The 26,321-nt window shown below is 65.0% G+C and carries 23 protein-coding genes and 2 pseudogenes; 8 read left to right on the top strand and 17 right to left on the bottom strand.

What is annotated here, in order from left to right:
* Positions 1–8: 8 nt before the first annotated feature.
* From AC1DF3_RS30645 to AC1DF3_RS30585, 13 genes are all read right to left on the bottom strand, one after another.
* The gene (locus AC1DF3_RS30645; protein WP_478141887.1) at positions 9–1,001 is read right to left on the bottom strand and encodes a Bug family tripartite tricarboxylate transporter substrate binding protein; all 993 of its coding nucleotides are present in this window, start codon (positions 999–1,001) and stop codon (positions 9–11) included.
* 49 nt (positions 1,002–1,050) lie between these two features.
* On the bottom strand, positions 1,051–2,064 hold the full coding sequence (locus AC1DF3_RS30640) for a LacI family DNA-binding transcriptional regulator (protein WP_286505482.1): 1,014 nt from the start codon (positions 2,062–2,064) through the stop codon (positions 1,051–1,053).
* Positions 2,061–2,822, bottom strand: coding sequence for an SDR family NAD(P)-dependent oxidoreductase (locus AC1DF3_RS30635; RefSeq protein ID WP_478141886.1), 762 nt, complete (start codon positions 2,820–2,822; stop codon positions 2,061–2,063). Before AC1DF3_RS30635 ends, AC1DF3_RS30640 begins: the two co-directional genes overlap by 4 nt.
* 2 nt (positions 2,823–2,824) lie before the next feature.
* Positions 2,825–4,147, bottom strand: a complete 1,323-nt coding sequence (gene hisD / locus AC1DF3_RS30630; RefSeq protein ID WP_478141885.1) for a histidinol dehydrogenase — start codon at positions 4,145–4,147, stop codon at positions 2,825–2,827.
* A gap of 350 nt (positions 4,148–4,497) precedes the next feature.
* The gene (locus tag AC1DF3_RS30625; RefSeq protein WP_478141905.1) at positions 4,498–6,105 is read right to left on the bottom strand and encodes a thiamine pyrophosphate-binding protein; all 1,608 of its coding nucleotides are present in this window, start codon (positions 6,103–6,105) and stop codon (positions 4,498–4,500) included.
* Positions 6,106–6,301: 196 nt separating this feature from the next.
* Positions 6,302–7,669 (bottom strand): aminotransferase family protein, encoded by a 1,368-nt coding sequence (locus AC1DF3_RS30620; RefSeq protein ID WP_478141884.1) that lies wholly within the window; start codon positions 7,667–7,669, stop codon positions 6,302–6,304.
* 56 nt (positions 7,670–7,725) lie between these two features.
* Complete coding sequence (locus AC1DF3_RS30615) at positions 7,726–8,586, bottom strand: ABC transporter permease (protein ID WP_301814772.1); 861 nt, start codon at positions 8,584–8,586, stop codon at positions 7,726–7,728.
* On the bottom strand, positions 8,583–9,422 hold the full coding sequence (locus AC1DF3_RS30610) for an ABC transporter permease (protein ID WP_301814775.1): 840 nt from the start codon (positions 9,420–9,422) through the stop codon (positions 8,583–8,585). The genes AC1DF3_RS30615 and AC1DF3_RS30610 overlap by 4 nt, the downstream gene beginning before the upstream one ends.
* A gap of 47 nt (positions 9,423–9,469) precedes the next feature.
* Positions 9,470–10,513, bottom strand: coding sequence for an extracellular solute-binding protein (locus AC1DF3_RS30605; RefSeq protein ID WP_301814776.1), 1,044 nt, complete (start codon positions 10,511–10,513; stop codon positions 9,470–9,472).
* Positions 10,514–10,573: 60 nt separating this feature from the next.
* Entirely contained in the window at positions 10,574–11,638 is a 1,065-nt protein-coding gene (locus AC1DF3_RS30600; protein WP_301814778.1) for an ABC transporter ATP-binding protein, read from the bottom strand.
* A complete protein-coding gene (locus AC1DF3_RS30595) occupies positions 11,635–12,960 on the bottom strand; it encodes an aspartate aminotransferase family protein (protein WP_301814780.1) in 1,326 nt (441 codons plus the stop codon). The genes AC1DF3_RS30600 and AC1DF3_RS30595 overlap by 4 nt, the downstream gene beginning before the upstream one ends.
* Positions 12,961–12,973: 13 nt before the next feature.
* Positions 12,974–13,873 (bottom strand): MurR/RpiR family transcriptional regulator, encoded by a 900-nt coding sequence (locus AC1DF3_RS30590; protein ID WP_478141883.1) that lies wholly within the window; start codon positions 13,871–13,873, stop codon positions 12,974–12,976.
* A gap of 923 nt (positions 13,874–14,796) precedes the next feature.
* Positions 14,797–15,675 carry a LysR family transcriptional regulator gene (locus AC1DF3_RS30585; RefSeq protein WP_478141882.1) on the bottom strand — a complete coding sequence of 293 codons (879 nt, stop codon included), beginning with the start codon at positions 15,673–15,675 and terminating at the stop codon, positions 14,797–14,799.
* A 346-nt stretch (positions 15,676–16,021) separates the two neighbouring features.
* Here AC1DF3_RS30585 and AC1DF3_RS30580 point away from each other — a divergent pair, with 346 nt between their 5' ends.
* From AC1DF3_RS30580 to AC1DF3_RS30565, 4 genes are read left to right on the top strand one after another with little or no spacing between them, the layout of a single operon-like run.
* Positions 16,022–16,480 carry a DUF488 domain-containing protein gene (locus AC1DF3_RS30580; protein ID WP_478141881.1) on the top strand — a complete coding sequence of 153 codons (459 nt, stop codon included), beginning with the start codon at positions 16,022–16,024 and terminating at the stop codon, positions 16,478–16,480.
* Positions 16,477–17,181, top strand: a complete 705-nt coding sequence (locus tag AC1DF3_RS30575; protein ID WP_478141880.1) for a CBS domain-containing protein — start codon at positions 16,477–16,479, stop codon at positions 17,179–17,181. The genes AC1DF3_RS30580 and AC1DF3_RS30575 overlap by 4 nt, the downstream gene beginning before the upstream one ends.
* 43 nt (positions 17,182–17,224) lie before the next feature.
* Positions 17,225–17,668: a universal stress protein gene (locus AC1DF3_RS30570; RefSeq protein ID WP_478141879.1), complete on the top strand. Its 444-nt coding sequence runs from the start codon at positions 17,225–17,227 to the stop codon at positions 17,666–17,668.
* Between the two features lie 11 nt (positions 17,669–17,679).
* Complete coding sequence (locus AC1DF3_RS30565; protein ID WP_478141878.1) at positions 17,680–19,200, top strand: nitronate monooxygenase; 1,521 nt, start codon at positions 17,680–17,682, stop codon at positions 19,198–19,200.
* A 165-nt stretch (positions 19,201–19,365) separates the two neighbouring features.
* Here AC1DF3_RS30565 and AC1DF3_RS30560 read toward each other — a convergent pair whose 3' ends face one another.
* On the bottom strand, positions 19,366–19,680 hold the full coding sequence (locus tag AC1DF3_RS30560; RefSeq protein WP_478141877.1) for a hypothetical protein: 315 nt from the start codon (positions 19,678–19,680) through the stop codon (positions 19,366–19,368).
* 262 nt (positions 19,681–19,942) lie between these two features.
* Between AC1DF3_RS30560 and AC1DF3_RS30555 the strand changes: the two genes are divergently transcribed.
* Together AC1DF3_RS30555 and AC1DF3_RS30550 are read left to right on the top strand one after the other, a co-directional pair.
* Positions 19,943–20,125 carry a hypothetical protein gene (locus AC1DF3_RS30555; RefSeq protein WP_478141876.1) on the top strand — a complete coding sequence of 61 codons (183 nt, stop codon included), beginning with the start codon at positions 19,943–19,945 and terminating at the stop codon, positions 20,123–20,125.
* A 119-nt stretch (positions 20,126–20,244) separates the two neighbouring features.
* Positions 20,245–21,057, top strand: a pseudogene (locus AC1DF3_RS30550) (tripartite tricarboxylate transporter permease); the annotation flags it as partial.
* Positions 21,058–21,262: 205 nt separating this feature from the next.
* On the opposite strand, the gene AC1DF3_RS30545 reads toward AC1DF3_RS30550, so the two are convergent.
* Positions 21,263–21,478, bottom strand: coding sequence for a hypothetical protein (locus AC1DF3_RS30545; protein ID WP_478141875.1), 216 nt, complete (start codon positions 21,476–21,478; stop codon positions 21,263–21,265).
* A gap of 11 nt (positions 21,479–21,489) precedes the next feature.
* Here AC1DF3_RS30545 and AC1DF3_RS30540 point away from each other — a divergent pair, with 11 nt between their 5' ends.
* Complete coding sequence (locus AC1DF3_RS30540; RefSeq protein ID WP_478141874.1) at positions 21,490–21,726, top strand: hypothetical protein; 237 nt, start codon at positions 21,490–21,492, stop codon at positions 21,724–21,726.
* Between the two features lie 1,155 nt (positions 21,727–22,881).
* Here the strand turns inward: AC1DF3_RS30540 and AC1DF3_RS30535 are convergent.
* On the bottom strand, positions 22,882–24,315 hold the full coding sequence (locus tag AC1DF3_RS30535; RefSeq protein WP_478141873.1) for a c-type cytochrome: 1,434 nt from the start codon (positions 24,313–24,315) through the stop codon (positions 22,882–22,884).
* Positions 24,312–26,009: a GMC family oxidoreductase gene (locus AC1DF3_RS30530; RefSeq protein WP_478141872.1), complete on the bottom strand. Its 1,698-nt coding sequence runs from the start codon at positions 26,007–26,009 to the stop codon at positions 24,312–24,314. The genes AC1DF3_RS30535 and AC1DF3_RS30530 overlap by 4 nt, the downstream gene beginning before the upstream one ends.
* 52 nt (positions 26,010–26,061) lie before the next feature.
* On the opposite strand from AC1DF3_RS30530, the pseudogene AC1DF3_RS30525 reads away from it, so the two are divergent.
* Positions 26,062–26,321, top strand: a pseudogene (locus AC1DF3_RS30525) (sigma 54-interacting transcriptional regulator); the annotation flags it as partial.

Below are 26,321 nucleotides of genomic sequence, written 5' to 3'. Positions count from 1 at the left end.
GGATGGTTTCATTCGGCCTGGATGCTGGCTTCCTGGATCACCTTGCCCCATTTCGCGATTTCGGCGCGCTGGAACGCAGTGAAGGCCTCGGAGGCGCGCCCGTCGGGCTCGACGCCGAGCTTGCGCAGCTTCTCCTGCACATCGGGCAGCGCGACGATCGCAGCGATCTCGCGGCTCAGGCGGTCGACGATCGGCTTCGGCGTTCCTGCCGGCGCGAACACGCCTTGCCACGATTGCATCTCGAAATCGGACACGCCGGCTTCGGCCAGCGTGGGCACGCCCGGCAAGCTGGCCAGGCGCCGGCTCGAGGTCACGCCGAGCACCTTCACGCGCTGGCCGTCGATCATCGGCCGCGCCGCCGCGACGGTCTCGAACACCATGTCGATCTGGCCGCCGATCAGGTCCACCATCGCCTGCGAGCCGCCCTTGTAGATGATCTGGCGCATGCGGGTGTGGGTGATGCTTTGGAAGAGCTGGCCCGACAGGTGCTGCGAGGTGCCGGCGCCCGCGGTGCCGTAGGTCAGGCTGTCGGGCCTGGCCTTGAGTTCGGCCACAATCTGCGCCACCGAGTTGAAGCGGCTGCCCGCCGGTACCACCAGCACATTGCTGACTATGCCGACCAGGTTCACCGGCACGAAGTCGCTGACAGGCTCGTAGCCCAGGTTCTTGTTGAAGAAGGGGTTGACCGCGTGGGTGGTGATGGTGCCGCCCATCAGCGTGTAGCCATCGGGCGCCGAGCGAGCGACCGACTGCGTGCCGACGATGCCCGAGACGCCCGGCTTGTTCTCGATCACCACGGGCTGGCCGATTCGCTCGCCCAGATGCTGCGCCACCAGCCGCGCCACGCCGTCGGAGACGCCGCCGGCCGAGAAGGGCACCACGTACTTGATCGGCTTGGTCGGCCAGGCGGGGGCCTGCTGCGCATGGGCCGATGCCGGGACGGCGGCCAGCGCCACCAAGGCCAGGCCGGCCACGGCGAATGCGCGGATGCGTGGGATCATCAAAAGTCTCCTGCTCGAATGTATGAAAGATGAAAGAGCGCGAGCCGACTCAGCCGGCCGCACGCACCGAGTCGCGCTCGACGACGCGGCATGGAATCACGACGTTCCGAGGGTGCGTACCCTCGCGCATCTGCTCGTGCAGCAACTCGACGGTGGCCTCGACCATGTCCTCGACGCTCTGCACCACGGTCGTGAGCCGATAGGCGCCCCACGACGCCTGCGGCACGTCGTCGAAGCCGACCACGCTGACGTCCTCGGGCACGCGCAGGCCGATTTCCTGGCGCAGCACGTCCATCGCGGCGATGGCCATGTGGTCGTTGGCGACGAACACCGCGTCGGGCAGATCGGCGCCGGCGAACAACTCGCGCGTGGCCACTTTCGCGAGCTCGAAGCTGTAGTGGCCCACAGCACGGCGGAACACCGCGACGCCCGCCGCTTCCAGCACCTCGTTGAAGCCGCGCTCACGCTCCAGGTTGGTCGACGATTTTTCGAGGCCGGCCAGGAAAGCGATGCGGCGATGGCCGCGCGCCAGCAGCAGTTCGGCCACCATCCGGCCGCCGCGATGGTTGTCGGAGGTCACCGAGCTGGTGCTGTGGCGTGCGAATGCGCTGATGTCGGGCACCCGGTTGAACAGCACCACTGGCACGCCCGACTCGGCGCATTGCCGCGCCAGGTCGGGCGACAGCATCGCCGAGGCCATCACGATGCCGTCGACCTGGTACTGCAGGATCTCCGCCAGCACGCCGTCGGTCTCTTCCAGATCGCTGATGAACATCAGGACGTGGTAGCCCTGCTTCTGCAGGCTTTGAGAGAGCTTTTCGATCACCAGCGGGTAGAACTGGTTCTGCAGGTAGCTCATCACCAGCGCGATGATCCGGCTGCGTCGCGTGATCAGGCTGCGCGCCAGCGCATTGGGCCGATAGCCCAGCGTCTTGGCGGCGGCGAGCACGCGGTTGCGCGTGTCCTCCGACACGCTGGCACCCGGCGTGAAGGTCCGGCTGACGGCCGACTGCGACACCTGCGCGAGCCGTGCCACTTCCTGGGCCGTGGCGCTGGACTTCATGCGGCGCTCCAGCCGCCATCGAGCATCAGCGCGCTGCCGGTCATGAGGCTCGCGGCGTCGCTCGCCAGGAACACGATGGCGCCCATGATCTCTTCGACCTGGCCCAGCCGGCCCAGTGCGATCCTCGAGGTGACCCAGTCGCGGAAGCTCGCATCCGCGAACATGCCAGCCGTCATCGCGGTCTCGATGAAGGTCGGGCAGACTGTGTTGACGCGGATGCCCGCCGGCCCCAGTTCCCACGCCAAGGCCTTGGTCATGCCTTCCATCGCGTGCTTGCTGGCGCAGTAGAGCGTGCGGCGCGGACTGCCCACCACGCCCATCTGGGACGAGATGTTGATGATCGAGCCCGGCAGGCCGGCCGCCAGCAGCCCGCGCGTCACCGTGCGGGTCACGTAGAAGGCGGCCTTCACGTTGAGGTCGAACACGGCGTCGATGTCGCTGTCTTCCACCTCCACCAACGGCTTCGGCCGGTTCAGGCCGGCGTTGTTGACGAGGATCTGGAACGGCCCGGCCGCGGTGAGCTTTTCGTTCACCGCCTGTGAATCGGTCACGTCCAGCACCAGGTGGTCGCAGCAACCGCCCTCGGCGCGGATCTGCCGGCAGGCCTCGCGCAGCTCGCTTTCGGAACGCGCGGCAAGGGTCACGGCGGCACCGGCCTGCGCCAGCGCCGCGGCGGCAGCCAGGCCGATGCCGCGCCCGGCGCCGGTCACCAGCGCGCGGCGCCCGTCGATGCGGAAGTTCGGCGCACGCGGCAGCATGCTCAGGCTTCCAGGGCCGGAACCGGCTGATACCACGGCACGTCGGCCCGGGTGCCATAGCGGCGCACCCGCAGGTTGGCCTGCTCGCCGTGGCCGGCGAAGTTCTCCATGTGGCACAGGCGCGAGCAGTACTCGCCCATCAGCGCGCTGGCCTCGTCGGTCAGCACTTTCTGGTAGGTACATGTCTTGAGGAACTTCCCGACCCACAGTCCGCCGGTGTAGCGCGCGTTGCGGTTGGTCGGCAGCGTGTGATTCGTGCCGATCACCTTGTCGCCGAAGCTCACGTTGGTGCGCGCGCCCAGGAACAGACCGCCGTAGTTCGTCATGTGCTGCAGGAAATAGTCGGGGTCGCGCGTGATCACCTGCACATGCTCGAAGGCGAGCTCGTCGGCCTTCTGCAGCATCTCTTCCTGGGTGTCGCAGACGATCACTTCGCCGTATTCGGCCCAGCTCACCGAGGCGATCGCGGCGGTCGGCAGGATGGCGAGTTGACGCTCGATCTCGGCCATCGTCTCAAGTGCCAGCTGTTCGCTCGTGGTCAGCAGGATGGCGGGCGAGGTCGGGCCATGCTCGGCCTGGCCCAGCAGGTCGACCGCGCACATCTCGCCGTCGGCGGTCTCGTCGGCGATCACCAGCGTCTCGGTCGGCCCGGCAAAGAGGTCGATGCCGACGCGGCCATACAGCTGGCGCTTGGCTTCGGCCACGTACATGTTGCCGGGACCGACCAGCATGTCCACGGGCGCGATGCTTTGCGTGCCGACGGCCATCGCCACCACGGCCTGCACGCCGCCGAGCACCAGGATTTCGTCGGCGCCGGCCATCGACATGGCCGTGACGATCGCCGGATGCGGCGCGCCCTGGTAGGGCGGCGCGGTCGCGACCACGCGCTTCACGTCCGCCACCTTGGCGGTCAGTACGCTCATGTGGGCGGAGGCCAGCAGCGGGTACTTGCCGCCGGGGATGTAGCAGCCGACCGCGTTCACGGGGATGTTCCTGTGGCCGAGCACGACGCCGGGAAAGGTCTCGACCTCCACATCTTTCATGGAGTCGCGCTGGATCTGCGCGAAATTGCGCACCTGCGTCTGGGCGAAGCTGATGTCCTCGATCTCTCGGGCCGAGAGACTCTTGCGCGCCTTCTCGATCTCGTCGGTCGAGAGCCGGAAATCGGCCGGGTCCCAGTTGTCGAACTGGCGGCTGAAGTCGCGCACGGCTGAATCGCCCCGCGCCTCGACGGCCTTGATGATGCCTTCGACCGTGGCACGCACCTTGGCATCATCCTCGGCGCGGACCTGGACGTCCTTGCCGCGCTTGAGATATCTGATCATGTGTTTTCCTGCTCGTTCGATATTTGCATACGTATGCAATGTGAGTCCATTGCATACGTATGCAAACAGGAGAAACCCTTATGCTGCGCCTTGTGCGCAGGGATGATCTTCGGCGATCCGCGTCGAGCACGCGCCGCAGGGCGCTCGGAGATCTGCCTGCTTTGCGCCCGTATGGAGCAGTTCATAGCGATGCCGCGTGCTTTGTAAGGTGTGCTGCATGAGCGGGCCGTGAGATGAGATGGCCCCGGCCAGATCCCCCGGAGCCCAAGACGTCAAGGGATGTTGGATTTCCCTAGGGCTACCCTGCTCAGCGCACGCTCAAGAAGTCGTCAGGCCGGCCACCAAACCGTTCAGGCGGGCGGCATCCATGGGACCGGCGCCAGCGCCGCAGGGTCACTTAGAACATCAATCACCACTGGGAGCTCGCTCGCAAGCGCCTGCTCCAGCGCCGCGCCGAGCTCCGATGGCCGGGTCACGCGCAATCCGGTGCATCCGAAAGAACGTGCAATCTCAGCGAAGTCCTGATGGATAAACTGGTAGCAGTCGTGCATCCGCTCGCCGCCGATCTGGGCCTTGCGCAAGCTCGAAAGGCCCTGCGCGAGGCAGCCATTGTTGTTGACCACGGTGATGGTGCGCAGCCCCCAGCGCCGGGCCGTCTCGAGCTCGGGCAGGTGGTACATGAAGCCGCCGTCGCCGGTCAGGCAGACCACGGGCCGGTCCGGACTCGCGGCCTTGGCGCCGAGCGATGCCGGAAACCCCCAACCCAGCGAGCCGGCCGCGCGCAAGAAGATCTGGCTCGAGGCCTTGAGCTGCAGGAGTTGACCCGACCACTGCGACGCGTAGCCGGTGTCGGCCACCAACACGCCATCCAATGGAAGCCAGCGACCCAGCTCACGCATCAGCCGCTCGGGACGGACCGGTTCGGCGGCCGAGTCGAGCATCGGCGCATGCTGCGTCCACCATTGCGCCTTCAACGCACGGCCACGGCCGATCCAGTGTTCGCGCGAGGCGGAAGGCAACAGTGCGCGCAGTTCTTCCAGCGCGGTCGCCGGGTCGGCCTGCAGAGTCAGCGCGCCGGGCAGGTTTCGACCGAGATCTTCTGCGTCCACACCCACATGGGCAGTGGCCACGCCGGGCAGCGGGAGCCGCCAGTTCGATGTGACCTGATCGCCCACGTCGCAGCCGACGAAGAGCACGAAGTCGGCTTCGGACAGGAAACGGTTGCCGCCGTCGGTGCCGTAGGTGCCGGTGACCCCCATGTCGAGCGTGGGCAGGTCAGCCATCGCGGCCTTTGCGTCGAGCGTGCACAGCACGGGTAGCTGGGCATGCTGGGCCAGCGCGCGCAGTGCCGCCTCGCCACCGGACCAGACCAGCGCCGCGCCGACCACCACCACCGGCGCCTGGGCCTGCTGCAAAGCCTGCGCGAGTTCGTGAAGCGCCTGCGCCTCAGGGCGCGCTCGGTGGGCCGGAACCCGCCTGTGGCGCGGTTCGGCCACCACTGGTTCGCCGCTCTGCCAGTTGTCCGCGATGTTGCCGACGTGGCCGGCCATGTCCAAGTGCACAGGGCCAGGCAGCCCGCTGGTCGCAACCCGAAAAGCATGGCGCGTGAGGTGAGCGAGCTGAAACGGCGTCTCGACCCTGCCCGAGAACTTGGTGACCGGCGTGAACAGCGGCTCATGCGGCAGCTCCTGGTAGGCATGGCGGTACTGGTTGTTGGCCACCTGCCTCCCGGTCAGCGCGATCACCGGGCTGTGCGCGAAGTAGGCGTCCTGCAATCCGGCCGCGAGATTGGCCGCGCCGACCGACTGCGCCATGCAGACCGATGGGCGCCGCGACGCGCGGCTGAAACCGTCGGCCATGTAGGCGGCGGCTTTCTCCGAATGGGCGAGAATGCGCCGGATGCCGTGCGCCTCGGCGTGCGCCAGCGTATGACGCAGAATCGCATCGACGAAGAAGATGTGATCGACGCCGTAGCCCTTGAGCGTGCGCGCCAGGAAGTCGCCGCCCGAATGTGACTCTAAAGTGTTGTTCATGATGTGAAGCGCCGGCGGACCGGCATCAGGATCGAAGACAGGAGCGCGCGGACGTCCGCGCCGCGCCCTGCGGCGAAGTGCCCAAGCGGCAACGCGTTGTGATGGAAGTCTGGAAACGGCCTCAGCGCAACTGCGCCTCGAAGGCCGCCAGCGTCTCGCCGATGAGGCCGGCGATCGTGTCGATCTGCGCCGCGTCGACGATCAGCGGCGGCGCGACCATCAGCCATTCCCCGAACTGCCCCTTGGCCGTGCGGCGCGAATACAGCAGCAGGCCGCGCGCCATGGCGAGTTCGACGATGCGGTCGATCGCTCGCGTCTCGGCCGAAAAGGTGGCCTTGCTTTCCCGGTCGGATACGATCTCGATCGCCATCAGCAGCCCCTTGCCGCGAATGTCGCCGAGCACACGACTGTCCTTTTGCACTTCGAGCAGACGTTCGCGCAGGCGCATTCCCATGGCCTCGGCGTTGGGGATCAAGCCCTGGTTGACGATCTCCTGCACCACCGCATGGCCGATTGCACACGACAGCGGGTTCGACGCGTAGGTGTAGCCGTGCATGAAGCCGCCGGCCTGCGACAGCGCATCGACCATCTTGCGCGACGCCAACACCGCGCCGAGCGGCGTGTATCCGGCGCCGATACCCTTCGCGAGAGTGACCACGTCAGGCATCGCGTCCGGCCAGTGGTGTGCCGCCAGGAACTTTCCGGTGCGCCCGGCACCGCTCATGACCTCGTCGAACACCAGCATGACGCCATGGCGGGTGCAAATCTCGCGCACGCGGCGGTAGTAGGCATCGATGGCGACCAGCGCGCCAGTGGCGAGCCCGCCGACCGGTTCGAGAAAGAACGCCAGCACCGTTTCGGGCCCCTCGCGCACGATGGTGGCCTCGAGCTCGGCCGCGCAGTGTTCAGCAAGGCTCTCGACGGTATGGCCTTCCGGCAGCCGGTAGCTGAACGGTGTCGGCACCTTCGGCATGAGCCGCGCCATCGCTCCGAAGCTCGCTTCCGACACCGGGTCGCCGCTGATCGCGAGCGCGCCCAGCGTGCCGCCGTGGTAGCTCGGACTGCGCGAGAGCACCTTCCAGCGGCTGCCCTGGCCCTGCGTGAGCGCATGCTGGCGAACCAGCTTCATGGCGCTCTCTGTCGCCTCGGAGCCGCCCGAGACGAAGAACGCACGTTCGAGGCCCGGTCCCGCAAGCTGCGTCACGATGTCGGCCAGCAGGCTATTGGCCTCGTTCTCGAAGAAGGCGCGACTCGCATAGGCCACCTTGCGCATCTGTCGATCGGCCGCCTCGATCACGCGTGCATTGCCGTGGCCGATGTTGACCGCGATCGGGCCCGAAGAGGCATCGATGTAGCGCTGTCCTCGCGAGTCCCAGAGGTAGATGCCTTCGCCTCGCTCAACCACCGGACGGCGCGGCGCGCCATCCTTCAGGTAGAAGAGCTGTACCGGGCCGCCATGGGCGGCATATCCGGGCGTGGAGGTGTTCATGTCTTTGACTCCGTTGGGGTGAAGATCCGCGCTGCGGACATTGGAAAAGGCGGGACTCAATTGACCGGTGGTGTTCCAAGGCGGCGCCGACCACGCTGGACCAGCCCGGCGGCCAGGGCCATGAGGCCGACGCTGACCGCGATCAACAAAGTCGCAATGGCCGTGATCGACGGGTTCACCTGAAGCACCAAGTCGTTGAACATGCGCTTCGGCACCGTCTCGTGCGTGCCCGCGACAAAGGTGGTGATCACCACTTCGTCGAAACTGGTCACGAACGCGAAGATCCAGGCCGCGGCGGTGCTCGGCAAGAGGTTGGGTACCAACACGCGGCGGAACATCGTGAACCAGGAGGCGCCGAGCGTGAACGCGACCTGCTCGATGCGGATGTCGAAGCTGCGAATCGCGACGCCCATGATGAGCACGACGTACGGCACGCCAAGCAGCGTGTGGCCGAGCAACAGGCCTGCGAAGGAGCCAAGCAGCCCGACCTTGGCCAGCGCGAAGTAGAGCGCCACCGCGATCACCACCGACGGGATGATCAACGGCGAGATGAAATTGCTCTGCAGCAACTGCTTGCCGGGGAAGCGTCCGCGCGTGATGCCATAGGCGGCGAAGCTGCCCAGCACGAGCGCGAGGGTGCTCGACAGCGCGGCCAGCAGCAGCGAGGTCCGCATCGCAAGCAGCCAGCGCTCGTCGGTGAAGACTTGGACGTACCAGCGCATCGAGAACCCCTCGGGCGGGAAGCGCAGCGAATTCGAGTTCGAGAACGACATCGGTATCACGATCAGCACCGGCAGGCAAAGGAAGGCCAGCACGCCGACCGCGGCGCCCGCCACCAGCCAGCGGTGCAGACGCGCGAGCGCCTCGCCCGTGCTCGCGGGTGCGGCAAGCGTACCCCGGCCGGTCGGCACAGTCATGCTTCCTCCTTGCGGGTGGTGAGCCGCAGATACATCACGAACAACACCAGCGTCACGCCGAGCAGGACGGTCGAGATGGTCGATGCCAGCTCCCAGTTGGGCAGATGGTTGACCAGCAGGTCGAGCATGTTGGCCACCATCGGCACGCGCCCGCCGCCCAGGATCGCAGGAGTGATGAAGAACCCCAGCGTCAGGATGAAGACCAGGATCGCGCCGGCTGCGAGCGCGGGCAGGCTCAGCGGAAAGAAGATGCGCCAGAAAGCAGTCCAGTTGCTCGCGCCCAGAGTTTCGGCGGCGCGCAGGAGGCGCTCGTCGATCTTGAGCATCGCCGCGAACAGGGGCAGCACCAGGAAGGGCAGGAGCACGTTGATCGTCCCGATCACCACCCCGAGTTCGTTGTAGAGAAATGCGATGGGCGAATCGATCCAGCCGAACCCGAGCAGCGAGCGGTTCACCATTCCCGCATTGCCGAGTACCACGATCCAGGCATAGGTGCGCACGAGGATGCTGACCCAGAACGGAATCACCACGGCCGCGAGCGCCAACAACTGCCACCGCGACGGCAGTCGCCGCAACCAGTAGGCCAGCGGATAGCCGAGCAGCACGCAACACACGGCCGTGATCAACGCGATGCGGAAGGTATTGAACAGCACCTTGAGATAGGCGGGAACCTGAAAGATCTCGACGAAGTGTTGCAGCGTGAAACCGGACTCGCCGACGACGCTCTTGCCGAGCATGAGCACCAGCGGCAGGTTGAAGCCCAGCGCCATGACAGCCAACAGGGGCGCCACCAGCCAGAAGCCGGGCGCGGCCTGCCTGCGTGATGCTACATTCATCTCGTTCCTTCGATCAGCCAAGAAAAGCCGGCGCACCGGCGGCGGCCTTACAGGCCCAGCTTGAATTCCTGCCAGCGCTTCTCGATAAGCTTGGCGTTGTCCGCAGTCCAGCTCGGGTCGGCCTGGGCCTGGATCTTCTTGTTGGCTTCGGTGGTCGGGTAGTCGTTGACCTTGTCCTTGGGCACCAGCTTCTCGATGCCGGGGCTGGCGCCGGTGTACGGGATCACGTTGGTCGCGACGAGCTGGTTCTCAAGCTTCGACATCTCGTGCAGCAGGCCCATGGCGGCGGCCTTGGCGGCCGGGTCCGCGCCCTTGGGCACGACGAAGTAGGCGAGTTGCAGCAGGCCCTGGTTATAGGTGTAGTCGATCTTCGGGTTGCCGACGATGCGGCCCGACCACGCGGCCGAATAGGCGACTTCCTTGTCCTCGAGGAGTTGCGGCGCTTGGGCGCCGGCCTTCCACCAGACCGCGACGCTGCCCTTAATCTTCTCCAGGCTCGCGAAGGCCCGGTCGATGTCGAGGGGGTAGAGCTTGTCGGGCGTCACGCCGTCGGCCAGCAGCGCCAGCGGCAGCGTATAGCCCGGGTAGTCGGGCAGCGCGCGCTTGCCGGGAAAGTCCTTCACGTTCCAGAAGTCGGCCCAAGTCTTGGGCTGCTTGCTGCCCTTGCCCCAGGCCATGATGGTCGACGAGTATTGGTAGCCGAAGGCATCGGGCCAACGTGCCTCGGGATAGATCGGTGCCGGGTCAATGGCGTTCCAGTCGAGCGGCTCGAGCAGCCCCAGGGCGCGGGCTGCGACCACGTTGGTGGCGCCGAGTTCGACCAGGACCGAGGTGATGTTCTTCGACTGCACCATCGCCTGCAGCTTGCCTGCGCTGGTCGGGCTCTCGCGCGTCACCTTGATGCCGGTACGCGCCGTGTAGGGCTTGATGTAGGCCTGCTCGATCGAGTCGCCGCTGGGGCCGCCCGATTCGAGGATTCGGATCTCCTTGGGAGGTGCCGCCCCCGTCTGGGCACTCACGGCCGCCGATCCGAGGGCTGCGGACACCATCATGGCGGCGCACAGGGCGTTGAACAGAACACTTTTGCGCATGGAAGCTCCTCTGGGTTGAATTCGAAGATGGATCTCGGGGGTTGGCCGGCGAAGGCCGCGTCAAAGGCTGGCACGGCCGGCCATGGCCCAGGCATTCGCGGGCCGCCAGCCGATGCGCAGCGCCTCGCCGGGCGAATACGCCGGGCCCTGCCGCTGCAACAGCGCAACCACCGGCACGCCGTCCGCGGTGCGAAGGTGCAGGCGGCTCGACTGGCCCAGATACACGCTCTCGACCACTTCGACGCGCAGGCCCTGGGCCGCGTCGGCCGGCAGCAGTTCGACATGCTCGGGCCGCACCACCACGTCGACCGGACCGGCCGGGCCCGAAGGAGCCATGCAACCGAGCAGGGCGCCGTCTGGGAATGCCACGAGGGCCTGACCGTCTCGATGACGAAGTTCCCCCCGGAACAGGTTGGCGGTTCCGATGAACTGCGCGACAAAGCGGTTGCTGGGACGCTGGTAGGCTGCGATCGGCGTATCGATTTGCTGAATTCGACCCTGGTCGAGCACCACGAGCCGGGTCGACAGGGACAACGCCTCTTCCTGGTCGTGCGTGACCAGCACGGTGGTCACGCCGAGCTCGCGCTGCAGTTGGCGCAACTCGAGCTGCACTTCTTCGCGCAGGTTCTTGTCGAGCGCACCCATCGGCTCGTCCAGCAGGAGGATTTCCGGCTCGAACACGAGCGCGCGCGCGAGCGCCACGCGCTGCTGCTGTCCGCCCGAGAGCTCGGAAGGCCGGCGCCGCTCGAGCCCGCCAAGCCGGACCTGCGCGAGCGCCCTGTCCACACGCGTCGCGATCTCGGCCTTGGCCACGCTGCGAATGCTCAACGCGAATGCGATGTTGTCGAACACGGTCATGTGCGGAAATAACGCATAGCTTTGGAACACCATGCCAAGGTTGCGCTGCGCGGGCGGCACGTGCGTCACGTCGCACCCTCCGATGCGCACCATGCCCTCGCTCGGCGTGGTGAGACCTGCGATCATCGAGAGAATGGTGCTCTTGCCCGAACCACTCGGCCCGAGCAGCGTCACGAGTTCGCCCTGCTCGATGCGCAGGTCGGTGGGCGCCACGACCGTGACCCCGCCGTAACGCTTGCTGAGGCCAAGCAGTTCGATCGTGCTCATGCCAGCGCGTTGCAGTGCTCGACGAAGGACGCGACCGCGTCCTCGAGTTGCGCGAACTCGGCCTCGCCAAGAGGCAACGACAGGTTGATCATCCCGCGCCGCGCGAGCCAAATGCCGTGCTCGAGCATGTGGAAATAGAACAGCTCGCGCAGCGGCTGCACGCTGTGCGCAACGTCATGGATGCTACGCACCGGGCCACGGTGCATGTGAACGTTCATCATCGAGCCGAGGCCCGTGAACTGCATCGGGAAGCGCGCACCGCCCGCGATCGCATCGAGCCGCTTGCGCAGCGCGTCGCCGCGCGCATTGAACGGTCCCACCGCCGCCGGCGTGTAGACCTCGCGCAGTCCGGCGGCGCCGGCCGCCATCGTGAAGACGTTGTTGTTGAAGGTGCCCGCGTGGCCGAATGCACCGGGTTGACTTGGATCGAAGCGGCGCATGAGCTCGGCGCGCCCGCCGAAAGCCCCGAAGCTAAAACCGCCACCGATGTACTTGCCGAGCGTGGTCAAGTCTGGCGTGATGCCGTGTACCTGCTGCAGGCCGCCCGGCGACAGGCGCGAGGTCATGACCTCGTCGAAAATGAGCAGCGCGCCGTGTGCGCTGGCCCAGTCGCGCAGCGTCTGGAGGAAGCCGCGCTCGGCCGGGATGCAACCGCCCGAGCCCTGCATCGGCTCCACCACGATCGTGCCGATTGCATCCGCATGGGTGTCGAGCAACGCGCGGGTGCCGTCGATGTCGTTGTAGGGCGCGAGTACGAAGTCGAAGGGAGCCGTGAGCGGACCCGGCCCGCCGCCGGCAAACGTGAAGACGCCGCCGTGGTAGCCGCCTTCGAAAACCACGACCTTGGGTTTGGCGGTGATCGCCTTGGCCGCCGAGATCGCATAGAGATTGGCTTCTGTGCCCGAATTTGCGAAACGCACCAGCTCGATCGACGGGAAGCGTTCACAGATCAGACGTGCGAGTTCCTCCTCCGCACGGATGTGGCCGCCCATGACCCAGCCGCCTTCCAGCGCCTTGGATACGGCTTGGCACAGTACCGGGTTCGAGTGGCCGTAGAGCCCCGCCGTGTATTCACCGAGGAAGTCGACGTAGCAGCGTCCGTCGAGCGATGTCACCCGGCATCCCTGAGCCGCCGTGAGCGTGATCGGAAACGGCGCGCTGAACAGCACGCTGCGCGTGTTCCCGCCCGGCATCACCTCGCTCGCGGCGCGGTGCTGGGCGAGGCTCTTCGGGTTCGCGGCCGTGTAGCGCGAACTGGCGTCGGCGATGGCCGAGGCGAGCGCCTCGGGCGGGATCTGCAGGGACTTCGAAGTGGTTGGCATCGGACGGACAGGGTTAGCTGATTTCAATGTCGAGTGCCTTGTTGAAGGCCTCGCGCCGCTGGATCGTGAGCATGGCTTTCGGTCCGAGTCGCCGCGCAACCGCCATCAGGATGGCTTCGGCCGCGAAGAACTGGGCCAGCGCCGAGTCGAAGTAGTAGGGCTGGTCGACCGCGATGGTCGTACCTTCGTGCGGCGCCAGTTCGATCGCCGAGCCGGCGTCCGTCAGCGAGAGCACCGACGTGCCCTCCGCCTTGATCAGTTCGACCGCCTTCACGACGGTGCGCGTATAGGGCCGGTAAGAAATCGCGACCAGCAGATCCTCGTTCTTGATGCGCGCCAACTCCGAAGCAATGGGAAAGCCTGGGCCGCCCAGCACCGTGACCGATTCGCGCAGCGTACTCAGGAACGTGCCGAAGAACTGGCTGACGCTATAAGTGCCGCGCAGTCCCATGACGTAGACGTGCTTGGCCTTGATCAGTTGGGTGACGGCCTCGCCGACCTTCTTCTCATCGAGGCTGCTGGCTGCGGCCAGAATCTTCTGGCATTCATTCTGTGCGAGTTGCTGCAGCACGCTCGTGACGCTCGAAGTCCCCTGGTGCGCGACCAACTCGCTGACGCGGCTGCTGTAGAAGGGCTGCGTCGCCGATACGTGCCGACGGAACACATCCTGCAGCGGTGCGAAGCCGTTGAAGCCGAGCCGCTTGCCCAGGCGCGTGAGCGTCGACGGGTCGACTCCATTGTGCGCGGCAAGTTCGGAAATGCTCTGGACGGCCGCTGGCCCCGGCCGCGCCAGCATATCGACGAGTACGGCCAGCGTGCGCTCGCCCATGCGGTCGCGGCCGCGCGCATCGCGTTCGTTTTCCACCAAACGGCGCAGGTCATCAATAGAGGAGGGAGGGGGGGTAGTGGCCATGTATCGGATGTGTTGGGCGCAAATTTATCAGTCATTTCATCTTCTGTGCGCAAATTATTGTGCGCACAAACCCTGAGGTTGACGACGATGCGTCGGACCGGCGTGATCCGTCGATAGCGCCCCGCGCACCTCTGACACAGCGCTCTTGCGGGTGCGTCCAGCACCTTGATCCGCAGTCGATCGGCTTCGAGCCTTAAGCCTGGAATGGACTTGAATGCATCACATAGTTGCTCGCACGCGAGTTGTCCTTGCTGGCGTGAGAAGGTGCACGCACGATGTGGCCGCGCCGCGCCGAAGACCCTCAGCGAGCGTGGTGACGGCGCCGGCACACATGTCCACCCGCTCAGTGCACAGCGGCAGCCCGACCCTGGGCATCGGCGCCAGCGACGCTCTCCGAGCCGATCACCCACTTTCCCAGCATGTTCGCGTTCAAGCTATTCGCCTTCGACGCTCCGGGGCGCATTCGCATCTGAAAACCTGAAAACTCCGAGTTGTGCCATTGTGCCGACACCGACGACGCTGGCCCATTCATTCGCTTCCGCAAGTGTCCATCTGTCCGCCTAACTCAAGCGGACACGAGCCTGCTACAACGCCGACTCAGGATACAAGTGTGTTCGCTGGTTCCTTCGTTCGTTCAACACAATGAGCTGTTCATAGACATTTGCCCCATCGGCCGCTCTAAGGATTGTTGCCTTTGGGTCTGCCGTCAGCAGACTGACTCCTGCAAGAGCGTCGAGTCGTGTGGTAACACTCGCGATGATTTCACGTGCGCTGTACGTCGTCGCCCAGCTTCGCCCGCGAACGGCCTGTTTCTCATTTGGAGCGCACCGGGGCATTGCAACGCGTGGATTTCCCCCTTGTCATCGACAAGGTGCCTGCTCGTGCGTTGGTCGAGGCGACACACGAACGATGGAAAAAGTAGGTCACGACGCTCGCCTATTGCGCTTGGCGATGGCTTGCGTAGGACGTGCCACCTTGCGAAGGCCCGCCAGCGCGGGATTGACAATCTTCGCGTCAGCGGAATCTGCATATGCAGCGTAGGCGGGATAAAGGAACTCAGGCATGTCTGGAACCCGTCGGAGCCGGCCGTTCTCGAGGTGATCGCGTACCACGTCGAGCCGAAAATAGCCGGTTCCACCTGCGCTGAGCAGGTACTCGCGACCCAGCGGACCGAGGCCGACTTTCACAGCCGCATTGGAGAGTTCGGGAAACGCCAATCCGTGCTGGGTGGCAAAGTCCGGACCCCAGTCGACATAGACGTAGTCATCCGGCCGCGGAGCGCGCAGCCGCTTTGATGTCGTCACCATGACCAGCTTTTCCTCGAGCAGCAACTCGATCCGCAAATTCGGTCGCTGCTGCGGCGCATAGACGATCGCGATGTCCAGCACGCCGCTGGCGGTCTTGTCGAGCAGATCGTCCGGGAAGCCCACCTCGGTGCGTACGGCCAGATGCGGCGCCGCCGAGCGCATCCACAACAGCCATTGGAGCAACAACGGATCCCAAAGGCTGATCTCGCAGCCCACCGTGAGGACTGCACGGCGGCCTGCAGGCACAGCGACCTGGTGACGGGCGCGCTCCCAGACCTGCATGAGGCTGGTCGCATGCGGCAGGAACTGCTCACCCGCGACCGTCAGAACAGCACCCGCCTTGTTCCGAACGAAAAGAGGCCGGCCCAGGAGCTCCTCCAGCATCCGGATTCGTGCGCTTACAGCGGTCGGGGTGACGTGGAGCTGCTCGGCTGCGCGCAGAAAGCTGCGTGTCTGAACGATCCGAAGAAACGTCTGTGCCAGGGTGAGATCCATGCTATCTCCCGAGTTGATGCGAAAGTATTGCATCGAACTGGCAATTAATGTCGTTTTACACGAGGAAAGGAAGGGGTCAGGATGATCTTAAGGCGGCCCGTTCGGCGTCGCGAAGGACGAAGGAGATGACAGTGAGCGAGGTGCTTGAAATTCCGGATGAATCACAGCGTCGAGACTGGGTCGTTTGGAACATTCCGACCCGATTGCTCCGTCGGATTGCGGTCTGCCAGCCGTGGCGGCTGGATGATCCATCCAGGCTATCTGACGATACTGTGCTCAAGGATCAGGGCGGCGGCCACAGCTTGCTGGCGCCGGCCCGCCTTATGTGTCTTCTGGCGGGCACACCATGCTGACCCCACTGCTGACACGCCTCTCGGGGCCGTCCTTTCACGAAAAGATTCCGATTCACGTGGGCATGCGACAGACCGTCACGCTCAAGCGCGCGAGGGAACGCGTCAGCGCCGATGACGGAATGCGTGTGCTGGTCGATCGTCTGTGGCCTCGCGGCGTGCCGCGGGAAGATCTCATCATCGATCTATGGCTCAGGGAGGTCGCTCCGAGTGCGGGGCTGCGCAGCTGGTATGCACATGACTTGAGGCGCAAAGACGAGTTCGCGCTGCGGTATCGGGCCGAACTTGCGGGGCACGACGACCTCCTGCACGTGCTCGACGACCTGCGCAGGCGTGGGCGCCTCACGCTGCTCTGCGACGCCAAGGAACTCGCCCTCAGTCATGGGAAAGTGCTGAAAGATGTGTTGATTGAAGGGCGCTTCCTGCGCCACCACCCTGAAGGAAAGCGACCATGAAGGCTAGCGACATCATGACCACTCCCGTCATCACCGTGAATCCGGGCACGCCCTTGCATGACGTGGTCGAGCTCCTGCTGGCGCACCGCATCAGCGGCGTCCTGGTGATGGAGGACGACAAGGTGGTCGGCGTGATCGGGGACGGCGACCTCCTGCATCGGCACGAGATCGGGACCGATCGATGGGCAGAATACCGAACGTGGTGGCAACGGCTCACCCGCCTGGATCCGGGTCCCGTTGCGTACGTCAGGGCCAACGGCGCGCATRCCGGAGATGTCATGAGCACCGATGTGGTGAGCGTCGGCGTCGACACGCCGATCACACAGATCGCGGTCATTTTCGAGGCACGCCACATTCGACGCATCCCGGTGCTGAAGGACGGGCAATTGCAGGGGTTGGTGACGCGGGCGGACCTGATGCGGGCATTGGCGACCAGCGACAGCTTTGCGACGCGCTCGGCGGATCCGGATGTCGATGATGAGGCAATCCTCAAGCGTCTGATGTCGGAGCTGAATTCCCACTCCTGGTGGTCCGATTCCTGGTCGAGTGTCTTCGTCAACAAGGGGATCGTCAGCTACGTGGGCGTGGTGCAACGTGCGGCAGACAAGGACGCCGCGCGCATCGCCGCCGAGAACATTCCGGGCGTCTGCGCCGTGGAGGACCGCCGGACGCTCTATGGAGAAGGACAGGCCATGTTCTGAGCGCCTGCACTCCGGGCTCATTTGTACCGCAAGGAGAGATGAAATGTTTGAGCATATCTTGGTTCCCACGGACGGCAGCAGTTTCTGTGACAAGGCCATGGAGCGGGCGATCGGGCTCGCTGCAGACAACCATGCCGAACTTGTCGCGCTCAGCGTGGTGCCGCGATACGCCATGAACTATTTCGATGGTGTCGTACCTTTCTCCCCCGAGGAGATCGCCAATGCAGAAGCCGGCACCGTGAATGCTGCGAAGGACAAGCTTCAGGTGGCCGTTGCGCGCGCCGAGGCACGCGGCGTGACGCTGAAGACGGCCGTCAGCGTGGCTGACGGAGTGGCGGACGCGATCATCGCTGCAGCAGCCGAACACGGCAGCGACCTCATCGTGATGGCGTCCCACGGCCGATCGGGCTTTGCCAAGTTGTTGACAGGCAGCGACACCGATCAGGTCCTGGCGCACTCGAAGGTGCCGGTGCTGGTCATACGCTGAAGGGTGCGCCGATGAAGGCCGACGCGGAGTTCGTCGCCACAGGGGCGCTGGAGTCGGGTTCTCTCCATCGACCTGTGTGTGACCTCCTCGGGTGTCGCTACCCGCTGGTGCTCGCGGGAATGGGCGGCGTTGCGCGTTCGGAACTCGTGAGTGCGGTGAGTCTTGCGGGTGGATTCGGCCTCCTGGGCATGGTGCGCGAGACGCCGGCCTTCATCCGTGACGAGGTTCAAAAAGTCCGCGCCTCGACGACTGCCCGGTTTGGGGTCAGCATCATCCCCGCGGCCACTGATCCAAACCTGCTTGAACGGCAGGTGGCCACCTGTATCGACCTGGCTGTGCCGGTGGTCTGCCTCTTCTGGGATCTGTCGTTTGCAACCATTGAGCGCCTACGGTCAGCGGGCATACTGGTCATGTGCCAGGTGGGTTGCGCCGAGGAGGCGAGGCTGGCGCAACAGGCGGGTGCTCAGATCGTTGTAGCGCAAGGGATTGAGGCCGGTGGGCATGTACGGGGCCGCCTGCCGCTAGTCGAATTGCTTCCCCGGGTCCTGGAGGCGGTCGGTGTTCCGGTTCTGGCTGCGGGGGGCCTGTCAGACGGACAGGACGTGGCGAGCGTTCTGTCGCTGGGGGCCCAGGGCGCGCTGCTGGGGACTGCACTCCTCGCGACGAAGGAGTCGTTCGCGCACGATTTCCACAAGCGGGCGATCGTTGAGGCCAAGGAAGAGGGGACCGTGTTGACGGACGCGTTCCACATCAACTGGCCACGCGGCGCCATGGTGCGCGTGTTGAAGAACAGCGTGACCCGAGGCGAGCGCGGAGACCCTTTCTCGAGCGGCCGCGTGCCCATTGGCGCCGAACCGGAGCGCCCGATCTATCTGTTCAGCACGGACTCTCCCTTGAGATCAACGACCGGCGATCTGGAAGCCATGGCGCTCTACGCGGGGGAAGGCGCCGCACGGATACGGAACGTGACGTCGGCCGTCGAGCGCCTTCGTGAGATCGCCCGGGATGCCGCCGAGGCGCTGTACGTGGCAGTCGACGCTCCAGCCCCCGGTGTCGAGCTCTCGTCGCCTGTCTGCTACGCGAGCGAATTGGGCGGGGCGTGCCTAGGCCAAGCGGAGCCGCAGGAGGTGGGGGAGGCGCTGAACGAACTCCTGGAAGCCGAACGCGCCGGCGCGCGGGTGCTGATGGTGCTGGCGCAGGATGTGAAAGACGAGGCGTTGAGACAAGCACTGCAATCTGCCCGGCGCGACGAAGTCAGATGGTGTGGCATGTTGATCAAGGCTATCCAGGCGCGGCACGAAACGCCCAGCACGCGGACCGGCGCCTTCTTCGGGAAGACCATGGCGATCGACGGCTTGGCGGCGCGCCTGGCGTTCCTCAACCGCGGCCAGGAGTGGGTTGCCAGACGGCTGCGACACCTGATCCCGCGCTTGCCCGAKAGCCTGCTTCAGGAAGAATTGAGCGAGATGCTCTCGTCGCACGAGCACAACATCGCGGAAATGCAGAATCAATTGCTCGTCAGCGCTCGGTAATGCTGTGAAGTCTGTCGTTCTTGAGATGCCAACGCTGCGAGTCGTGCGTAGAGTGCGTCTCCTTTGTAGGATCCACGATCCCAACCTGACGGTTACCGCGACGAGCCAGATCAGGGGGGACTGCCGGGGCGGGCTACTTGGTTCGGAGCCATTCGCCTCCAGCGCCTATAGTCCACGGCAATCGAAAACCCCGGCGAGCGCCTTTTCAAACTGTCTACCGATCGCCTCCAAGAGCGACGTGAGTCTTTCGCTGCGGCGAACCATGGCTTGGTCAACTCCGATGGCGCTCTCCCGTCGCAGGCCTTCGAGTTCGGCCGCCAGCTTCTCGCGACTTTCTCTCGTGTGAGACAAGAGGTCTTGAACCGAGTTTGAAGAAATGTGGCCCCGGTGGCTCGACCGGGTCATGAGTTCGTCGATGTGTCGAAGACGCGCCTCTGATTCCCGGATGTGCTTCTCGACAAGACCGCTTGTGGATTGCATGACTACCTCTACCTTGACTCGACATCCGATTGGGCTGTCTCCGAGTTAGAGGCGCGCAAGTCTGCTGAGTTCCGACCCGAACGAAACCCCGGTCTCGAAAGGGACGGAAAATCCGCTCTGCTGCCGGCTGAGGATCAAACCTGACGGCGGCAATGCCGCACCGAAAATAGAGAAGAATTTTGCCGACACGCAATCGAGATTAGCACCCTCCCGCTCGAATCAACTGCATGCGATCGTATTGGCCCTGCATGGAGGATTGCAAATGAATGCTCAAGTCATCATGCGGACTCCGGGCGCCGCTGCGACCAACGAAGAGCCGGAACTCGCTTTCGAGGAATCCATCCCTCTCGATGGGAACGATCCGGTGGGCGAGAACATGATCGAAGAGTTGGGGCGGGGCAAAGAGTCGCCAGAATCTTCGGCAGATCCCGCGCGGGGCGCGTAGCTTCGGGCGCTTCACGGCGGTCTGCGGCCGTACTGCGCGCACGACGGCTCGTGCGATTCGACTTCTGTAAAGAGCACACCCGCATCCGTGCGTGGCTTGCGAGGCGCAGGAACCAATCCGTACGCATCCTCTCTGTCGGCAGTGTCCTGTCCGGCCAGTGGGCACTGGCCGAGAGATACCCGCTTCAGATCCTGCGCGGCAGTGCATTGGGAACGGTGGTTGGTGCACTGCCGGGCGCCGGCGCCGACGTTGCGGCCTGGGCGTCCTACGCGATGAGCACGAAATTTTCGAAGGAGCCCGAAAAGTTCAGGACCGGCCACGTCGAAGGCATCGTCGAATGCGGTTCGGCGAACAACGGTGCCCTGGCCGGCGCGTGGATCCCAGCCCTGGTGTTCGGTATCCCGGGCGACTCGATCACGGCCACCGTGATCGGCGTGCTCTACATGAAGAACCTTAACCCGAGCCCGGCCCTGTTCACCACCAACCAGCAGAACATCTACGGGGTTTTGCTGCTGTTCATCTTGGCAAACCTCATCATGATCCCGCTCGGCATTCTGTGCATCAAGGTGTCCAAGCGCATCCTCCGCGTACCGCGCAACGTGTTGATGCCGCTCATCCTGGTGTTCTGCATCGTCGGCGCATTTGCCATCAACATTTCGCTCTTCGACGTCGGCGTGATGCTGGCGGCAGGTCTTGTCGCCTACCTGCTTGAAGAAAACGAGTTCCCTATCGCACCCGCCATCCTGGGCGTGGTGCTTGGGGGCATGCTGGAGGAGAACTTCATCACGTCGATGATGAAGTCCGCCGGCAGCCTCCTGGGCTTCGTCTCCCGCCCGATCGCGGCTTCGCTGGCGGTGTTGTCGGTGGCGATCTGGGTGGTTCCGGTGCTGCGAGGGCTGTGGCGCAGGCGCGCACTGCGCTCGATCGCCTAAAAGGTCGCGGGGGTCGCTCGCAGCGAGATGCGCAGTTGTCCCTTGGTCCTGTGGCCGGACGGGCAACGTCTGGCAACTCAACTGACCTGATTGCAGTCGGTCGCTTGCGAACCGTGGGTGTCGCTGGGGGTCATCGCTTCCCATCGGCTCAGCGTCTGGCGTGCCCTGGCGCAGCCGGCGCGAAGGCTCTGCCAATGCGAGTCCGCTATGGCAACCTGTCGATGCATCTTCTGGCGCGGAACGTGGCTTCTATCAACGCTGACGCTTCCATCAAGTGCCTTCGATGGCCCCTCACATTCAACCGTTTTCCGTCGATGTCGCAGGTCCAACTCCACAGCCCCCGGGTTCGCGTGGTGGTGATCGAGACGTCATGAGCCTTGTATTCGAAGTCCTTCTTCAGGATGCGGAGCGGGTCGGTCATTCGGAGGTGGGATGAAAAAACCCGCCGAAGCGGGCAAGACCTTTGCTTCAAGGTCGAGTGAGGAAGTCCTCATCGTGAAACTCGCCCCTGAACCGGGCCTGAATGTCCCCGAAACTCAGGGCCTGAATCCGGTAACTCGTCCAAGGTGGAGGCGGAATGGCGAAGCGCCCGTGGCAGGCGCCCGTCTGGTCGAGCAGTTTTCAACGCGCGTCGATGGCGAGTTGGCCAAGGGACGTCCCGGCCGATAGTCCTGCAGTGATCGCATCGGCTTTCCAGCGTGCGGCGGATCTTGCCCGAGGTGTGGTTTTTCTCTACATGCAACACCCTCAGCACCAACGAATCCTCCGCAACGACCACGCCGACCACACAATCAACAAGCGCACCGTGCTCGAGGCCACGTGAAGCGAGCTCCGCTCTTGTGAGCCAGGTACCACGCGCTCGACCAATCGTGTGTTGCCCGCCCAGTTCCAGATCATCCTGCGCGCCGAGCATTTCCCGAACTTTCATGCCACGCATCTGCCGGCCGTACGAATGCGCGCCCCTCCACACGGCTTGGTTTCCTGGAGGCGATCATTCACCTGTCTCATCCGGACAGACCTCGTCCATCCGGGTTCGCGCGCTCTAAGATCGACGGACCCGGGTTTGAGGAAAACTCGGGAGTTCGAGGCGTTTCCGGCGTTGGGTTTCGGTTCAACTGGGGAAAATGGTGGGTCGCTGTACAACTGACTTGGAAGGAGTGCGAATGTTCGAAGATTCAAGCCAAGATCGAGGACTACCGGAAGGCCGCCGGCATTGAAATTCCCAGCGGACTCGGCCGGCATGCTACAGAGCGCTACGCCTCATCGATTTCCGATACGAGCCACCCGAGCTAGCTGCAACAACCTGGTCGGATGAAGCAGAGACGGTGTAGTACTTGCTGAGCCTCGCCCCTGGTGTTGAAGCCGAGTCATCCAGCGAGGTGATACTGATGCCACTCTAGATCGCAAGCGCTGAGGATGCGTCGATCAACCAGGAGCTTGACGCCTCGGAGGGCGGCTACGACTTTGGCCAAGGAAGGGATGCCGGCTGGCGGCGCCATTGATGCCACCCACCAAACATGTACAGTGACCGGCGCGGTGAAATGCTCGCTGCTACCAGAGCCTCCACCACGGCCGACGCTGTCGCATGTGCAGAGGTCGCAGATCGAGGCGATCCACAATGCTGGCCGCCGCTCCGAATCGGCTGGACGGCTCGGATTTCCGATCCAGCGAACCAGATCCGTCCCTGATCGAGCCCTGCGTGGGGCGAAGGTCCTGCCGTTTCGGTGGCGAGGAGGCTGGGTCCGAAGAGGGCATGAGAGCATTTTGGCAGACGATCTCGATTCTGAGCAGGATCCGCGCGCAATCGCTCACGCACGCGCAGCCTCATTGCGCCGGCCTCCCCGCGCGGGGCGTGCCGTTGTCGCGGCTGTCCGTCCCAGCCGTCGACCATGTGGCCGCGCCCGGATGCGCCAGATCGTGCGCCGGAGTGACTTCGGGCGGCCAGCGCGTTGAGGCGTTGGCGGCGTTGGCCAGCCGGCTGCGCAGCTTGGCGACCTGGTCGGCAGTGACGGGGGACGCCTGGTTGCCCCACTGGTTGCGCGCGTAGGATGCCACGGCCGCGATTTCCGAATCGTCGAGCTTCCACCCAAAGGCGGGCATCGCGAATCCAGTGGGTGCGGCGTCGGTGGGCCGGTGCTGTGCGCCTGCGAGGATGTAATGCAGAACCGTGGTCGGGTCGCGTTGCTGCAGGTTGGCGCTTGCCAAGATGGGCGGCAGCGCGCGCGGGACACCCTTTGCATCTTCGCGATGACAGGCGGCGCAGTTGTCCCGCCAGAGTGCCTCGCCCTGCGCCATCTGGCCGCTCGACGGCTTCGTGATGGTGGCCGGGGGAGACGGTCGCAGGCTCGCGAGATAGGTCGCCACGGCGCCGATGTCGGCATCCGTCATGCGCGAGGTCGAGAACGACACCACCTCGGCCATCTCGCCCGCGGCGCCGCTGTGCACGTTGCGGCCCGTGCGCAGGAACTCGATGACGGCCTCTCGCCCCCACGCGCCAATGCCGGTGCGCCGGTTGGGCGTGATGTCGGGCGCGAACCAGTCGGCGAAGCGACCGCCGCGAAAGGCCTCGTCCTTTTCAGGGCCCCCAAGACGGTTGCGCGGCGTATGGCACGCCTGGCAATGTCCAAGGCCTTCGACCAGATAGGCGCCACGGTTCCATTCGGCAGACTGCGCCTTGTCCTGCTGGTAGCCGTGCTTGTCCAGGTAGAGCAGGTTCCACACGGCGACCATCGGCCTGAAGTTGAATGGGAAGTGCAGCTGGTTACGGTCGATCGCGTGGATCACCGGCGGCAGCGAGCGCAGATAGGCCAGCAGTGCGTCGCTGTCCTCCCGCGTCACACGAGCGTAGTAGGGGTACGGGAAGGCCGGGTAGAGGTGATGGCCGTTGCGATCGATTCCCTCGTGCAGCGCGCGATAAAAGGTTTCATTGTCGTAGCGGCCGATACCGGTTTCCGGATCGGGTGTCAGGTTGGCGGACAGCACCACCCCGAAGGGCGTTTCGACCGGCCGTCCGCCGCTGAAAGGAGCGGTGCGCGGCAAGGTGTGGCAGGCCACGCAATCGCCGGCCGCGGCGAGGTAGCGGCCGCGCTCGATCTGCTGCGCATTGGCAGCTGCAGCCGATGGGCCCGGCGGCGAATTGCCGGCGCCACTGGGCTGTCCGGACGCGTCTGGCGCGAGCAGCGACGTGACCGCCGCGAGCCCGAGTGCGGCCAACGCCCCCAGACGCCGCGTTCCGGTCGAGCCTGTCGCGCGGGTCATGCCAGCGGTCCCGGAGACTTCAGGTAACGCGTACGGATCGCCTCCGCCGCGAAATAGGCCAGCGCGGCGACCGTGCCGGTCGGGTTATAGCCGGGGTTCTGCGGAAACGCGCTCGCGCCGAGCACGAACAGGTTGCTCACATCCCAGCTCTGCGAATACTTGTTCACGGCGCTGGTGGCTGGATCGCCTCCCATGATCGCGCCGCCGGTGTTGTGGGTGGTCTGGTACGGCTCGACATCCCAGCTCCCGGTGCGACGATCGACCTTGACGCTCGCGGGCTTCATCGCCTTGGCGAGCTCGGCGGCGCGGTCCGTCAGGTAGTCGGACATGCGATGTTCGTTGTCGGTGAAGTCGAAGGTCATGCGCATCAGTGGGCGCCCGTAGATGTCGCGGTATGTCGGGTCCAGATCGAGGTAGTTGGCGCGGTGGCTCATCACCGCGCCGTGCGTCGACAAGGTCGTCGAGCGAAGGTAGCTGTGTGCGATGGCTTTCTTCCAGCCGCTGCCCCAGGTGGGCGTGCCTTTGGGCGTGGCATGGCTCTCGATCGGCCGCGCGCCGGTCTGTACGAGGCCCATGAAGCCGCCGCCAATGAGTCCCAGGCCCGCGTGGTCGAAGTTGTCGCCGTTGAACTCGTCGATCAGCATGCCGTGCGCGCCTGCGCCGATGAAAGGATTAAGAAGCTTGTCGTCATAGAAGACGTGCACCGACGAGGTGATCTGGTAGGCGTAGTTCTTCCCGATCACCCCTTCGCCGGTCGTGGGGTCATACGGACGACCGATTTTCGACAGCAGCAGGAGCCGCACGTTGTGTAGGATGTACGCGGAAAGAATGATCAGCTCCGCTGGCTGCTCGAATTCCTCACCGGCCGCATCCACGAAAGTGACACTGATCGCGCGCTTGCCGGTGGAGTCCAGGTTGATCCTCGTCACTTCGGCTTCGGTGCGTAGCGTGAAATTGGGCTTGCGCATGAGCACTGGCAGTATGGTCGTCTGAGCGGTTGCCTTCGAGTAGTTTCCGCAGCCGAACTTCTCGCAGAAGCCGCAGTAGGTGCACGGCGCGAGCTGTACGCCCAGCGGGTTCGTGTAGGCCTGCGACATGTTGGCGCTGGGCTGCGGGAAGGGCTTGTAGCCCAGATCGCGCGCGGCCTGCGCGAACAGCGTGGGCGGGTAGCTCATCCGCATTGGAGACGTGGGGTACTCGCGCTGCCGCGGCCCCTCGAAGGGATTACCGCCCTCGACGATCGCTCCTTTCAGGTTGCCCGCCTTCCCGGCGATACCGCACAGGTACTCGAAGCGGTCGTAGTGCGGCTCGAGCTCGTCATACGTGATGCCCCAGTCCTGGACTGTCATCCCCTCGACGAACTGTTTCGCTCCATAGCGCTCGAAGTTGTGGCTTTTCGCGACGAAGTCGCTCGGCAGGAAGCGCCAGACCTGGCCGTTCCAGTGCACGCCCGACCCGCCGACGTTGGTGCCCGGCAGGAACGAGCCGAGCCGGCGCATCGGCAGCGCTGCCTGCGAGGGCTTGTTGCGGATCGTCAGCGTCTCGTGCGCGAGCGGCTCGAACAATGCGTGGCGCCAGTAGTAGCGAAGTTCGTCCTGCGCGAAAGTGGTGGCGAAGTCGGTCGGCGTGTCGCGCCAGGTCCCGCGTTCGAGGGCGAGAACATTGAGCCCGGCATCGGTGAGCTCCTGCCCCATGATCGCGCCGGTCCAGCCGAAGCCGACCAGCAGAGCGTCGACGGAGGGAAGGCGGGTGGTGGCCACCGCCGTGACCGTCTTCGTCCATGGCGAGAGCGGCACTGGCAAGGAGTTGGTGGCCCGCGCCGTGCACGACCTGAGCCGGCGCCGGGAACTGCCCTTCCTCGCGGTCAATTGCGGCGCGTTGTCGCCGAACCTGATCGAGAGCGAGATCTTCGGCCACGAGCGCGGCAGCTTCACCGGCGCCRACCGCCAGCATCACGGCTTCTTCGAGCGTGCCCGCGGCGGCACGCTGTTCCTCGACKAGCTCAC

Source organism: Variovorax sp. 10N432 (assembly GCF_056394465.1).
The sequence above is the reverse complement of the archived record's forward strand: the minus strand, read 5'-3'. Positions and strand labels throughout refer to the sequence as shown.